At 46.8% G+C, this 15,758-nt stretch carries 6 protein-coding genes; 4 read left to right on the top strand and 2 right to left on the bottom strand.

Annotated elements, in window-relative coordinates; all coding sequences use genetic code 11:
* The 3 genes from Xsto_RS07200 to Xsto_RS07190 are packed head-to-tail and all read left to right on the top strand — an operon-like array spanning window position 1 to window position 3,169.
* Window positions 1-882, top strand: a complete 882-nt coding sequence (locus Xsto_RS07200; RefSeq protein ID WP_099124619.1) for a 5-oxoprolinase subunit B family protein — start codon at window positions 1-3, stop codon at window positions 880-882.
* A complete protein-coding gene (locus tag Xsto_RS07195) occupies window positions 872-1,864 on the top strand; it encodes a 5-oxoprolinase subunit C family protein (RefSeq protein WP_099124617.1) in 993 nt (330 codons plus the stop codon). Before Xsto_RS07200 ends, Xsto_RS07195 begins: the two co-directional genes overlap by 11 nt.
* A gap of 39 nt (window positions 1,865-1,903) precedes the next feature.
* Window positions 1,904-3,169 (top strand): 4-aminobutyrate--2-oxoglutarate transaminase, encoded by a 1,266-nt coding sequence (locus Xsto_RS07190; RefSeq protein WP_099109080.1) that lies wholly within the window; start codon window positions 1,904-1,906, stop codon window positions 3,167-3,169.
* Window positions 3,170-3,311: 142 nt separating this feature from the next.
* On the opposite strand, the gene Xsto_RS07185 is transcribed toward Xsto_RS07190, so the two are convergent.
* Window positions 3,312-4,124 carry an inositol monophosphatase family protein gene (locus Xsto_RS07185; protein WP_099124615.1) on the bottom strand — a complete coding sequence of 271 codons (813 nt, stop codon included), beginning with the start codon at window positions 4,122-4,124 and terminating at the stop codon, window positions 3,312-3,314.
* A gap of 382 nt (window positions 4,125-4,506) precedes the next feature.
* On the opposite strand from Xsto_RS07185, the gene Xsto_RS07180 reads away from it, so the two are divergent.
* Window positions 4,507-4,836, top strand: a complete 330-nt coding sequence (locus Xsto_RS07180) for a hypothetical protein (protein ID WP_099109078.1) — start codon at window positions 4,507-4,509, stop codon at window positions 4,834-4,836.
* 199 nt (window positions 4,837-5,035) lie between these two features.
* On the opposite strand, the gene rtxA is transcribed toward Xsto_RS07180, so the two are convergent.
* On the bottom strand, window positions 5,036-15,758 hold a 10,723-nt coding region (gene rtxA, locus Xsto_RS07175), incomplete at its 5' end, for an MARTX multifunctional-autoprocessing repeats-in-toxin holotoxin RtxA (RefSeq protein ID WP_099124613.1).

The following is a 15,758-nucleotide window of genomic DNA, read 5'->3' as shown; positions in this document are numbered from 1 at the left end:
ATGTCTGACCCAAATTTACGCTACACCTTCGGCGGCGACGAACATCTTTTTATTGAAATCAGCGAAGCAATGTCTCTGAAGGCATTCTTTCGTAGTATGTCGTTAACAAAAGCGATTAAAAACCTTGCATTACCGGGCATATTCGATATTTGTCTGGCAAATGCATCATGCCAGATACGCTTCAACCCGGATATTCTGCCCCCCTTAACATTACTGGAGAAAGTTCAGGCTATAGCAGAGCAAGAAAACACCGGAGAAAAACTCTCTACGCGTATTATCGAAATTCCGGTGCTTTACAACGATCCCTGGACGCATGAAACCCTGATGCGTTTTCGGGAACGCCATCAGGACCCACACTCCACCGATCTGGAATATGCAGCGAGAATTAACAGCTTGCCTGATATTGATGCATTTATTGCTCAGCACAGCGGTGCTCCCTGGTTTGTTTCTATGGTCGGTTTTGTTGCCGGATTACCCTTTATGTACCAGATGGTAGAACAGGAACAACAAATTCAGGTGCCTAAGTATCTGATCCCCCGTACGGATACCCCACAGCTTTCACTGGGACACGGCGGGTGCTTCGGCTGTATCTACTCTGTACGGGGTGCAGGGGGTTATCAACTTTTTGGCGTGACTCCTGCCCCCATTTACGATACCCAACAGCGCCTGCCTTATCTTAAAGATTCAATGGTATTTTTCCGCACAGGCGATATCGTTCAATTCAAACCTATCAATCGCGATGAATATGATCAGGCTATTTCACAAGTTGAACGAGAAGAGTTTACATTGCGTATTCGTCCTGTTGAATTTGACCTTGCAGCCTTTGAAGCTGATCCACAATCTTGCACTGCAAATTTGCAGGAGGTGCTATATGGCGATTGAGGTGTTATATGGCATTAAGGTGCTGAAACCGGGGCTGTCAAGCTCAGTACAGGACGCTGGCCGGGAAGGCTATTATCACGTAGGTATTCCGCCTTCCGGCACACTGGATCGTTTTGGGCTGGCAATCGCAAATCTGCTGGTAGGGAATGCGCCGGATACAGCGGGATTAGAATGTACTCTGATGGGGCCGGAACTGCTCTTTGAGCAGGACACCGTTTTTGCTGTCAGCGGAGCACCAATGGGCATACAACTGGATGGGCAGTCCGTTCCCCTTAATACCTGCCTGCTGGCGCAAAAAGGGCAGCAACTGAAAATAACCGGCTCATCTTTAGGTGCCCGTAGTTATCTTGCCATCGCAGGTGGTATCGATGTCCCTCTGGTACTGGGTAGCCGCTCCACATACAGCCTCGGCTCACTGGGTGGATATCAGGGCCGCCGGTTACAGGCCGGAGATACGCTTCCTGTAACGGCGTATTGCGGACAAGGCCCTGTTGGTCATCACCTGCCGGAAGAATTTAAACCGGAGTTTCATAAACATGCCGAACTTCGGGTGGTTCCCGGTATGTATATCCATCGCCTGACGGCAGAATCCGTTGACAGTTTTTTCAGCGATGAATGGAGGATCAGCTCTGAATCTGATCGCATCGGTTACCGCTTTCTGGATGGGCGTCCACTAAATTTTGTGGAGCGTACACCGCCGTTTGGCGCAGGTTCTGATCCCTCCAATATTGTGGATGCCTGCTATCCTATTGGCTCTATTCAAATTCCCTCGGGGCGTACGCCCATTGTCTTACACCGGGATGCCGTTTCCGGAGGTGGCTACATGACTCTGGGTACCGTCGTCAGCAGTGATCTGGATATTCTCGGGCAGTTACCTCCCGGTGCCAAAGTAAAATTTACCCAAGTGACATTACAACAAGCGCTGGCTATCCGGCATACGTTTCAGGAAAAACTGCAACGGCTGGTCACCGCACTATCCTAGTAACCCTACAAATTTATGCCATTTTCAGGAGAATAATTGATGAAAAATACAGAGTTGAATCAACGTCGTCTGAATGCTACTCCACGCGGAGTAGGTGTGCTGAGTGACTACTTCGCGCAAAAGGCGGAAAATGCTACTCTGTGGGATGTGGAAGGTAACGAAATCATCGATTTTGCGGCTGGCATTGCTGTACTGAATACAGGTCATCGTCACCCTGAAATCGTATCCGCAATTGAACAACAACTAAAAGCATTCACCCATACCGCATATCAAATCGTACCTTATGAAAGCTATGTGACACTGGCAGAACGTATTAACGCGCTGGTGCCTATCAACGGCCCGACAAAAACCGCGTTCTTCACCACCGGAGCGGAAGCTGTCGAAAATGCCGTGAAAATCGCCCGCGCTTATACCCGTCGGCCGGGAGTGATTACTTTCAGTGGTGGCTTTCATGGTCGTACTTTTATGGCAATGGCGCTCACTGGCAAAGTAGCACCGTATAAAATCGGTTTTGGCCCATTCCCCGGTTCTGTTTACCACGCCAAATATCCGAACGGGCTTCACGGAGTATCAGTCGATAATGCTCTGGCAAGTCTGGAACATATTTTCAAAGCCGATATCGCACCGGATCAGGTTGCCGCTATTATTATTGAGCCAGTACAGGGTGAAGGCGGATTCAACATGGCGCCCACCGAGTTTATGCAGGCGCTACGCACATTGTGCGATGAGCATGGCATCCTGTTAATCGCCGACGAAGTGCAAACCGGCTTTGCGCGGACTGGTAAACTGTTTGCGATGGAACACCACAATGTAAAAGCAGACCTGATCACGATGGCGAAAAGTCTCGCGGGAGGGATGCCGCTTTCCGGTGTAGCTGGCCGTGCAGAAGTGATGGATGCACCGGCACCCGGTGGGCTTGGCGGCACCTATGCGGGCAATCCACTGGCGGTAGCAGCCGCCCATGCAGTACTTAACATCATCGAAAAAGAGCAGTTGTGCGAACGAGCTAATCAGCTTGGTCAGCATCTGGTGGAAATACTGGCACAAGCGCGCACTCAGTGCCCGGCAATCGCCGAAATTCGTGCACTGGGTTCCATGGTTGCGGTGGAATTTAACGATCCACAAACCGGTAAACCCTCACCAGAATTTACCCGCGAAGTACAAACCAGAGCTAAACGCGAAGGGTTGCTATTATTGAGCTGCGGTACTCACGGTAACGTGATCCGTTTCCTCTACCCGCTGACGATACCGGAGGCTCAATTCGGTAAGGCACTGCAAATTCTGTCACATATTCTGAAGAATTAAGCTTCATAGCCCCGGATGTAGTACCACATCCGGGATTTTCTCTCTCACATTACGTATATCGCTAATGGGTTTCGAGTTTCATCGCGCCCGTAAATGAATACAGCCAACAAAGAGGAAATGTGAAAAACAGAGGAATTATCATTTAATTTTTTGTATCAGCACGAGAGTTCATTATCTCTACCACCTGATCCAGCAATGCTGAATTACAGGCCGAAACTAGGCTGCCACCAAACATGGCCCTTTTCCGACTGCCGTTCAGTGCACAAAAATCACCACCCGCTTCTTTAATACAGGGCAAAATTGCCGCGCTATCCCACGGTTTCATTATTGTATCAATAGCACAGTGCAACCTTCCGGCTGCAACCATCGTGTGCTGGTAGCAATCATTAACAAAGACAAAATCACGGGCAGATTTCACTACCCCATCCAGATTATAAACCACAGTGCCATTTTCCAGATGATAACCGGAACTGTGTATACCGGAAGCTGAAATCACAGCATTGTTAACAGATATTGGTGAGTTATCCATCACTTTAAGCTGGCGTAACGGCTTGCCTTCCACATTCATCCAGCCCCCTTCCCCTTGTGAAGCATAAACAACGGTGGAAATTGCCGGAAAACTGATTACCCCAAGTTTTGGTTCACCATTTTCGACAAAAGCCAGCAACGTACTAAACAAGGGTACGCCATACAGAAATGCCCTTGTTCCATCAATGGGATCAATGATCCAGCCCGATTCGAATTGATCACTGCCATCCTGCCCAAACTCTTCTCCCAGAATGGGAACACCCGGGCTGCGTTTTTCCAGTATGTTACGAATCTCTGTTTCCAGCATTAAATCAGTTTGAGTGACAACAGAACGATCCGGTTTGTAGTCAAACTGTCCGGCTCCGTCAAACGCATCCTGAGTCCGTTTTTTGATTGTATTTACTGCTTCAAGGGCAATTTCTAACATTTTTTTGTCGCTCCTCAAGGTATCGTTTAACGTCATTTCAACGTGGCAATTCTATGATAAAAGCCATAATTATGTCTTGTTAAAAACATATTTTTAGAAAAAAATAGAAATACATTAAGAATGTAAAAAATAGAAATAGAAATAGAAATGATTTCCACTTTATATTCATTTGAAGATTTTATTATTTAACAATCATTAAATTAAATTAAAAAATACAGCATCATACTTCTCTTGATTTTTTAAAAAAAAGAAAGAAATAAAATTTAAATGTATAATTAATTATAAATAAATTTCTCAGTAATATTGACATGTTGGTATAAGTGCTATAATTAAAAATACACACAACCAAGTTGTTTTTTTAAAATCAAGCAAGGAAAATATTATGAGGACTAATAATATATTTAAAATTATTGTATTTTTATTAACATGCTCAATTGGTTCCGCCTATGCTGAATACTCTTGCCCACCTGGAAATCCTTCTGTACTACAGGGATACGTAGGCGCTATTTTATATTTTGATGATTATCAATCTATTTTTTTTACTATAACAAATCAGCCCAATTATTATATAAAATTAAACAGATTAGATGGAAAAATTACTGATGAACAAAAAAAAATAGCTCTTAATCTATTAATAGATGCCAGAAACAATGATCACATGGTTAATGTGACCTGTAGGAATGGATGGGCCACATATATATCTACATTTTAATAAAATAACACATCGTCATTATTTATAAATTTATTTAACAAAAATCAATAACATTATTAAAAGTTGATGATTTGATATAGCTATAATAGTAACAAATAATTTATCAGAAACTTTTTAATATCATACCGTATTTCTCTATTCATTATGATATAAAAATGGCCCACCAATGTGAGCCATTTTTATTACTTAAATAAAACTATCAAACCAGTCTGGATTTACCCGTTGTCGTATCCGACCAGGCCATCATAATGGAAGATTGTGTTTGTCCATCCAGTGCGTCAATAAAGCCACTGTCACCAATTGTTGGTGCAAAGCCACTCATTGCCTGAACCAGCGAATCCACTGCATTGGCAGAAAGCGCGGTATATTCACGCTCACCGTGGGTATTTTTATCGCCCATTCGGGTAACAATATCCGCACGGTTGCCATTGAAGTAATCCGAAAAGGTCACAGAGCCGATTGCTTCAAACTGCCCCTGTTCAGAACTGTCTTCCACATTACGGTTGGTGAGCATCACCAGATCGTAACCACTGCGCTGGAACCATAAATCCTGCCAGTTGAGTTCATTGAAGACAATCTTGTCACCGCGTTTGATATCTTCAACCACGTTATCGATCACATCTCCGCTGATCACATAGCTATTCACGCCAGCACTGCCTTTAAAGCGGTTCTGGTATCCTCCCAGCACCAGCAAGTCATCACCATCACCGCCGTCAAACTGGCTGAACTTGGAGATAACATCCGCAATCAGATGATCATCTCCCGCTCCGCCGTTAATCAGAGCATGGTAACCCATCAGTTTTATGGCATCGTTACCTGCCCCGCCATCGATCCGGTTATAGTTGCCGAAAACCGTGGCAAAGTCATGATCATCACCCAAATCGGCCTGATTATTGTTGCCGATAGCAACGACATAATCCTGACCTTCTCCGCCTTCAATACGGTTGAAGTTACCGGAAGCCACAATGTAATCACGCCCTTTACCGGTTTCGATGACTCCGCCTTCACCAAAGGCAAAGACCTGATCATCCCCCTCTCCCATGTAGGCGTAGTTTATGCGGCCAGCAACTACGGCAACATCATTGCCCTGACCACCAAACATGATGTTTTCGCGCCCCATCAGAACACCGGTGTCGTTGCCTTCACCGCCAGTGAAAATATTGGAGGTTCCCAGAGCATAATAAACATCATCACCACGACCGCCCCAGAAGTTGTTATTATCACCTAAATAAGCACCGAGATCTTTGCCGTCTCCACCCCAGTTAAAGTTATAGTTACCGAGGGAAACATGGATGTCTCCATCCCCTTGCAAATGACCGCTGGTACGCAGGAAATCAAAGGTTTTTTCCTGCATATGCAGCAGATCATCAGTCAGGTTCTGTTTCAGATCAGAAACCAGATCTTTCATCTCTTCCTGCTTATTCTGCTTCAGCAAGGTTGCAAACAAGTTTGGCAAATTGAGGGAATTAAAGCCGAAAGTGCGCTCTGATTGAGTATTTTCCTCATCGGTATTTTCAGCCGATGTAATCTGTTCTGTCGGGGCTTTTTCTTTGATGCCATGACTTTCAAGGAACGAATTCACCCCGTCTGCACCGGCTGCCAGATGGGTTTTCAGACCATTACGCAGTGTTTCCGGATCAACAAATGCCGACAACTGGTTACCACTGAATTCGCTGATCACCTCCAACATTTCCCGCACAATGGCAACACCATCTACCGCTTTATTTGAACGGGAAATAATAGCTCCATCTGCGGTGTAATCCACGCCAAAGATATCACCCAGTGTGGTATCAGCATTCACGCTGGCAAGGTTTCTCAACAGCTTATTTTTAAGCTGACGAGGCAGATCCGCCGGATTAAATGTGAATGTGGTTTTTGCTATCCCTGTTGAGGTGTATTGCTGAGTCATCAGGCCAAACAATGAACCGAGGTTAATATCCAGAATCGAATGAATATTGTCGCCGAACATCAGGTTCCAGTTACCGGTTGTTACCTGAATATCAGCACCCTGACCACCAACGGCAAAATTGAAGGCCAGTTTTTCATTCATCTGGCGGAGTTTATTGGCTCTGCTGAAGTTAGCCATTTCCGGCTTATTCCCGGCTCCACTCAACCACTGGTTATATTTCTTGTTCAGTGTGCTTTCAATATCGCTCTTCAGGCCGCGGCCGCTGCGTTTATACTGAGAGCCGAGATCCGTCAGCGATGTGTAATCCACGCTGCTGGTCATATCCAGCCCTGACATATCCTGTAGATATTTCTTCACGCTTTCGGTTGTCCACTGTGCTTCCTGTTCAGACAACCAGTCAGAAGTGAAGTACGAACCAGCAATGTTTTGCAGAATGCCCGAGACGCGGGAAACATTATCAAACGGGTTAAGCATCGGTGGTGTCGGGATGGATTTATCCATCATAACCAGCAAATCATTGCTGCGTCCCTGATTAAAGCTGATATTCCGGTTACCGATGAACAGCTGTGCTCCTTCCAGTGCCTGATAACCGGCAATGTTGACACTGTGTTTGCTGTCACCGTCTCCCAGATGAACCATGACATTATTATCGCCAAACGCCAGTGACTTGAATCCTCCCGTGCCAACTTTAATACCCACGTTGGTGGTTCCCCAGTTAATAGAGGTAAATTCGCCATCACCCGCCTGTACCTGTACATTGCCGGAATAGCTCAGTCGGTTATCGGAAGACGTCCCGACCGGATAATCCTGATGCTGATGTTTTTTCGGCGCATGGAAAGTTTCGGTATTGTCTGCAATCGCATTCTTCTCTGTCATCACCTCATGCGGGCGATGCTTCCGGCTATTGGTGCTACTACGCAGGCTACCTACACGGACAAGTGAAACGTTGTTTTCAGAAACATTATTGCGTATACGTTCGGCATTGCCTTCAACTTCTCCTTTATCGTTCCAGCTCAGAACGATTTTATTTTCCGTGATCTTATTTTCCGCTCTATTGTGCTCAGAACGCGTATATTTACGACCTGATTTACCGATCACTACTTCGGTTCGACGGGCAGATACTGTAGTGCGGAGCCCATTTTCATCAAGAGCAGAAATCAGGCGATAGGCAAAACCATCGCGCTTGTCATCACTGAGCAGAGAACAGCCGACCAGACTGATATAATCCAGCTTTCCGCCATACTGGAAACTATTCTGGAACTGCTTTAACCGCATTGCCAGTTCAGATGCCGTGTAATCACTCATTGTCGTGCTGTTGTAGCCATCAATCTCATCACCACCGTGACCAACAACCTGCCAGCGTATTGTGCCGCTCAACTGACTCGGATCGCCATATACCACTTTATACTGACCATTGCGATCAAGCTGGACAAGCACACTCTCTTTCGGATGCTTACCCGCCAGATAAGAGACAGAATCAGCCACATGGGGATCATCTTCGAGCTGAATAATAACCTGACCATCAAAACGCATTTTTTTGCGTTCCAATCTCGGCAACACCTCAATCTCTTCCCATTCACTCAGATCGTGGTTATTCAATGGATGAAGCCTGTTCAGCGCATTTCTCATCGGTGAGCCATCAAAGATTTCCATGGCCAGAATATCTTTCATGGTTGTTCTGTCACCGAATACCGGACGATAAGCTGCCAGTGCCTTTCCATCCAGAACAACGACACGCCCGAACATTCTTTCCCGCTGGCTGTTTTTAGCCATGTTGTAGCTTTTTGCCATGTTCAGACCGGATTGACCGAAGAAACGTGTGACGTAATCGCTGAATTTCTCTGCCGAGGAGAATTCGACAATCCCGACATTAGGATCATAGAAGCCGTATGTCCGGTTCTCACCGCTACCTTTTGACCACGCCGCCATCGCGTGTCCCAGAGTATTCAGCTCCAGCAGAATCGGTTTTTGCCCTGCATTGGCAGCCGTGATTTTTTCAATCACACCTTGTACACTCAGCGCTTGTTCACCGCTCAGTTTCTCTTTCCATATTTTCGTGGTGCTATCCAGCATCGGATCTCTGGCATAGAGCGCAGATAGTGTTCCCAGTAACTTACTGGCGTTAACCTGTTCACCTTCAGAATACAATTCAGGATTGTTGAGCACTGAAGCCGCAGAGTACATTTTATTCAGCAGGCTACGTCCTACGTTTTCCTGACCGTCATTTTCCAGCTGTTTTGCCAGCAGAACCAGTTTTGACAGTGGTACACAACGCCCACCAAAACCATCATTAGACAAGTTGAGTAACAGCAGTTGTGGCGCCAGATGTTCGCTGGCTTTTGCATCTACCGCCCCCATAGAAGCGACATCACGGAAAAGGCGGCTATATTTCTCTACTTTTGGTCGCAGAGTCATTTTCAGTGCCCGGTGCTCAATTTCCCACGCCAGTGCACCTTTCTGTTCCGCCGTCCAGTTTCCTTTAACCAGCATATCCACCAGCTGCCGGATATCCATATCCGAATGGAAACCATCCACAATTTGGTTAGCGTGATTATGCCGGTAACCTGACAGGAAGGCTTTTGTCGCGCGCAAATCCTGCTCCCGACCCTGATTATCTATCTGAGGTTTCAGCACCTGCGTGTAGCGCATCAAATCATTTTTGATGCCTTTGAGAATATTGCTGTTTTCCTGCTCGTGCACCTGAGAAGCAGCTTCAGATAAATTGGCAACAATTTGTCCGGCATATTTCACCATTATCTGATAACTGGATGCATGGCTATAGTACGTGTGTTCACCAGAAACGTTATAATCAGAGGCCACCAATCTGGTTCGGAGTTTTTCGCCTTCATTGCCCAGACCTTCATTATCTGTCAGCAACATAATCGGCATCTGTTTCGAGACCCCGCGCAGATTGTGCTCCACAGAGAATTTACCATTGACGGCTTTTGCCAGTATTCCGGTAAGACCGGACGGATTCGATATTCCATGAGCCGTGATCGCTTTGGTCATACTTGGCATCGGTCTGTCCAACAGTAAGCCGGAAACCGTCATTCCTTTACTCTCCGCATAACGGGCCAGATCAGCCGCAATCGGTGCTCCCATTGAATAACCGTGGATAATGATATTTTCCGGGCTGATATCACGTTCATTAACCAGATAATGGAACATGGTACGTACATCCTGATACATTCCCTGTTCATTCGGATACCCGTCGCTGGTGCCATAACCGCGCATATTCACCGACAACACATCAATACCCTGTTGTCGGTAATGCGGCTGAATTTTACCCGCCTGATCTTCCGCCGATGAACCGGAGCCGTGGATAAACAAGACGACTTTTTTATCCGAAGTATCCCTCTGTGATGCGTTTTGCCCCTGATGGTAATAGCCTGCCAAACGTCCGGCTTCCCCCTTTAGGGTCACTTTTTGGGTAGTACCGAGATTGATTGCTAAATTAATTCTGTTCTGCATCTCCCGACTGATTTGGCGACGCTCTTCTTTTGTGCCGTACAGTTCACTGTTCATGAAGCGGGTTACAGGATTCTTCGGCGATCGCTCATGCGGTGCTGAGCCATCATTAGGAATAGCTAATTTCTCTGATCTTTCCGGTTGCTGTCCGGTTCCGCCATGATTTAACACAGTATCAAGACGGTGATGTTTTTGCTTAACCCGCTTGCTCTGAGTTGCTTCCTGCAATGACTGACCGAAATCAAACAGCTCGCTTGGTGTCCAGACACCAAAACCAGGCCGCCATGCTTTGCCAAGCAGTTTCTCTGCTCCGCCAGCTTTGAGGATACGGGCAACAACACTTGAACAGTTTTGCGTCATAAGCTGATAGCGGGCATCCGGATCACTGCTGATTTTGCCCCATTCGGCCTGCATTGCCGCTACATCAAGGCCTTCCAGATTGATGCGATAGACTCGATCAGGGTCAACTGTGCTATTTTTGAAATTGGCAATCTCTGCCAGCTCTCTTTCAGCAAACTGGCTCATAACACTGGCAATGGCTTTCTCCATGCGTCTGGAATTTTGTAGTCTCGCTGCCAGACGTAAAGCTTCCGCAAAATTACGGCCGACTTCATGCATATCCATGCCGGGATCAGCCCATTGAGCAAGGTACGGGCGATAAATGTATTGCGGTATTTCAGCGGATTTGAGCAGCTCCGGATTAGCAAGCGCCGCCATCGCAAATCCTTCGCTGACATCGCTGAATTTAACATCCACACCTTTGGCGATTTTCAGTTTTTCAAGGAATTCTTTCAGCTCAGCTGAACCATCTGCCAGACCAAAGCCATCATCTTCTTCAGCCTCAACATCAAATGTCAGAGTCGGTGCCTGAAAAGCAGGTTGGCTCAGATCACGCCAGCGAAGTCGCAGATCGGGCTGATCCGGTGTGGCGATATTCAGAAGTTCTCGTATATCCGTCGATTTATTCCCTGCCGGCCACCAGCTCACATAGTTGATTTGATTGAGATGAGTCGCATCTTCTGCATTAACCAGAACACGGCCCTGACCAATCTGCATTGCAACATGGCCCAGCGTACTGTTTTCACTCGGCCGCCAGACATACAGTGTGGCACTGACAGGAGACAAGTGTTGTTCAATTGCCAGATGAACTTTTTTCAGACCTGCAATATCAATACCTTTGCCATCTTTCGCGAGATCATGGGCAGCCAGACCGGCGAAAACAGCATTCGTGACATCCTGACCATACTCTTTGGTTACAGCGGCCATTACCTGTTTCAGCCCGGCATCTGCGGTATTTTTACCAATATGCAAACTGAACTGACCGTGAGTAACAAAATCGCCCTGAGGATCTAAATAGAGATGTTTACTCTCTTTGAGGTTAGCGTTATCGAGCCTATTGTATAGTTCGCTGAACGTCCCTTTCCCTGAGCTTTTCAAGGTCGGATCTGCCAGAACCAGTGACTCTTTCAGACGGATATCAATCTGAGAAAGTAGCCGATTCATTGCAGGTGCCCGCCCTGATTCAGAATGCCCAAGCAAATATCCCGCTACCTGTTGTTGCAGGTGAGTTAATTGTTCAATGGCATCCAGTGAATAATCCGGTTTTTCCCGTAAGAGCTGTTCATAAGCACGCAGTGATTCAATGACATTACGATAGCTTTCACCCAGTGGCTTGCCTTTGATATAAGCCATTTTCTGTAATTCATCACCGGACATCAGTTCAGTATTCGGCGAGTAATACCAAGAACCACTGACTTTTTCGGCAAGAATGCGGGTATGACCATCTTCAAGGGAAATAATGTGACTTCCCACCAGACGTAATTCATCCGGGATCTGTTCATAATTCTGATAATTGGCAAATATAAACCGCTCGATGGTATTAATCTGCGCCTTATCCTGCGGGTTTTCGACTTTAATCACCTTTGATCCGGAAGAACGAAGCCCCGGCCAGGACATAACTTCAAAGCTATTATTTAAGCCTTCACGTATCAGAATATTGCGGTCAGTGCGCAGGCGATAGAATGGGATAGCTTGGTTTAACATGCCATCAATAGCACTGACTTTAATATCCAGATCAATCAGTGTATTTGCGTGGTAACCATCAGGATCCTGTTCAAGATATCTCATCTGCTCCGCCGGACTCAGTGAATCAAAGCGCATTTTCACTCTGACACCCGGATCGGTCAGTCTGTGCCCCATAGACTCCAGCGGCTTTCCACGGTAATGATAAGCGTGTTTATCCAGCAGGCGAATTTCATTAACCAGACCTTCACGCTGTAATTGGCGCAATACCGGCAGCTCAACATTCCAGAAGAAATTGCCTAAACGTACCCCGCTCGGTGCGATGACATAAACATCATCACGCGCACCCGTCGCATAAACAGAACACCAGAAACCAATATTACTCCGTGTCGCTTCGCTGATGGCGGTGTGCAACCTTTCCTGTTGGAAATCATCAGGATCAAGGGATGTATTGCACCAATCCATCAGCTTCTTATTGAGTTCAAGGGCAAGCACGTTTCCTTTCACATCAATATCGTAAACCACTTTTTTATCATCTGGCTGCACAGCATCCAGTACAGAGCGATAGATGCTGAACTCCTGACCTGACCAGAATGAAACGATACTTTTTTCACCATGATTAGGTTCAAAGCTATAACCAAAACGCTCTAGTTTAGTAATAAACTGAACCCGCTTATCCCAGTCAAAATCAAGGGTTGAATCAACAAACAACTTCGCCAGCGGCGCAATTTGATCTTTAGGAATGGTATGCCGGATGATGCTGAAGAAATTCTCAATGAAATCAGTCAGTCTATCTCTGATGTTGTCATTAATCTCAACATTAGGGCGCACACTACCCGGTACAGGAATATAGTTACTCTTTGAATGATCATTTAACTGATCGCGTCCTCTATCCAGCCAACGGTATATTTCCGCGACTTTCTCTGCTCTTTCTCCGATGAAAGGATAGGTTGAGCTGCTCTTTTGCGACAAATTACTCCGCACGGAGCTACCGCGGGAGTCTGACCTTCCCAGAGGTTTCAGGCCACTCAGATCCAGACCAGAAACAAACAGGGATTTTCTGTTCTCCGACCCAGAGATATTCGGCACTGTTTCAGGTGAAATATTGCTATGCGGTAATTGCTGCGCGCGCAATGAGCGCGGTATATGAGTAGAGTTTGCCTGTGTAGCACGAAGGCCCGCATTGATCTGTAAACGCTCCACAGCCTGTTTAGCATCGGCAAGGGCAGATAAATCGCTCTCGGATTCTTGTAGCTTTTTACTGAAAGCCCCGACTTCCTGTATCAAAGTCGTGGAATTAATGTGGCTGGTTGTATCACCAATCCTTTCTGCTTCATAGGCTTTACCTGATCGATTACTACCAACATTACTAAAACGCGGTGTATAGCCATTATTTTTTGCAACTTCACTGGCTTCAGCCTCAATATCCTGAAGCGTCTTGCTGGCACTAAGTTTGGCCTGCTGCGCCTGCTTTTGCTGTGCTTCCGCTTCTTCTTTCCGGTATTCGGCTTTCATCCGGGCATCCGCAACATCTTTCCCGACATTTAGCTGATCTTGTTTAGATTTGGCAACATTGATTTCTGATTTATCCAGTGAATTTTCGATCTTCTGCTGTTGCTGTAGCGCTGTAGACAGTGCGTTATCCAGTTGCTGTCCGGCTGCTGCTTTTGACGTGTCCACCTGTGTCTGAAGCTTATCCAATAATTCACCGGCAAAGTCATGACGCCAGTGTGTTCCGGATTCCCCCTGATGGTGTGCGTGGATCTGTTCATCCAAAAGTTCCAGCGCCTTGGCTTTCGCCAGCAGTTCATCTGTCACAGCCTGCTGTTCTTCCCGGATAACATCACGCTGTGTCAGTCCATTCGCATTCAGGGCATCAAAATCCGTGGATTCCAGCTGATTCTGAGTGCCTGCAATCGCTGCCAGTTGTTGCTCTTTTTCCTGCGCCAGACGTTCATGATCAGCTTCAGCGCTACTTTTATCGGCTAATACACTTTCAGCCACGACATCTTTTGACGGAAGATCACCATCATGACTGTTATCTGAGCGATCCGACGTTGCCACGATGTTATCCAGTATATAACCCCTGCCATCGTCTTTACCGATACCTTTAAACGCCAGTCGGTTACTGCCCGCCTGAGCAACCAGTACCAGTTGTTTATGCTGCCAGACGATCCTATCGTCCGCAGATGAGAAGACAACCTGACCATTCCAGAGCACTTCCATTCCGTTATCATCGGTGCTGGCTGCTCGTCGGGCAAAATCAAAATCAAGGGTAATGACTTCTCCCGCTTTAAGCTGGCTCAAATCCTGATAAATAGTGGTGTTAACCTGTGCATCCAGTTCAGACACATAGCTACCGTGGCCTGCGTTATCCAGCCCATAAGATGCCGCCGGATGCTGGGCTTCAATCCCGTTGGTCGCTTGCCAGCCCAGAGTACCGTCCTCAAAATCCCCGTTGATAATCAGGTTAGGCTTCTGATTTTTCCCAGATTGTCCCTCTTCATTCATGATGGTTTCCAGCCTGCTGACATCCGGTGTTTCCAGCTGGCTCACCGAGGCATGCAGATCAGCAGAAAGCGTGGAGCTGACCTCACTGATTTCCGTCAGCTTAAAGCCTTTCAGACCATCTACCTCCGGCAAATTGATAGCACCCCGTCCACGGTTACTGCCGGATGTATTGGCTTCATCACCATGAACCAGAAAGCTAATTCCCTGACTGCCCATGACACCCAGTAACGTCTGTTTGATATTACCGAACAGTGTTGCCAGTTTATGGCTTTCCGTATTGCTGGAGGCCAGCGCCAGATTGTAAAAATCCCCGTTACCGATTTGAATGGCGACATTATTACGGGCATAGGAAGCGTGAATATTCATCCCGTCACCAACATGGATGTTGGCATTGCCGGTGCCTTTCATTACCGAGACATTCAGTCCATCACCCACTTTGGTGCTGACATTGAGCTTACCCCATGCCACATTGACCGAGATACCATCCCCCACTTTGGTATTTACGTTCAAATCACCGTGGGCAGCAACCACGCTCAGGCCATTCCCCACGCTGGTTGTGATATTACTTTTACCCTTCGCGGCAGTAACCTGCATACCATCACCCACTTTGGTGACAACATTGCTTTGGCTCCACAGGGCATTAAAGCTGTCACCCTGCCCCACATGCGTGACAATATTTGCATCGCCTTTAGCCAGTGTAACCTGACGGCCATTCCCCACTTTGGTGATCACATTCGCTTTACCCCATGCGCCGGTGTAATCATCACCACGACCTACATGAGTAATGATATTAGCCATTCCCTGCATGACACTGACAACCTGACCATCACCGATCTTGGTCACCAGATTGGCTTTCCCTTTAGCAAAGTTATAGTGATCCCCGGCTCCCATATGAGTCATGATATTGGCATCGCCCCAGGCGGCATTGACCGCCAGACCGTCTCCCATTTTGGTCATCAGGTTCAGCGTACCTTTGGCAAAACCCACGGTATTGCCATCGCCAACATGGGTC

The sequence above is a fragment of the Xenorhabdus stockiae genome, from assembly GCF_002632825.1.
Taxonomy (GTDB): domain Bacteria; phylum Pseudomonadota; class Gammaproteobacteria; order Enterobacterales; family Enterobacteriaceae; genus Xenorhabdus; species Xenorhabdus stockiae.
This window is presented reverse-complemented; position numbering and strand designations above follow the sequence as displayed.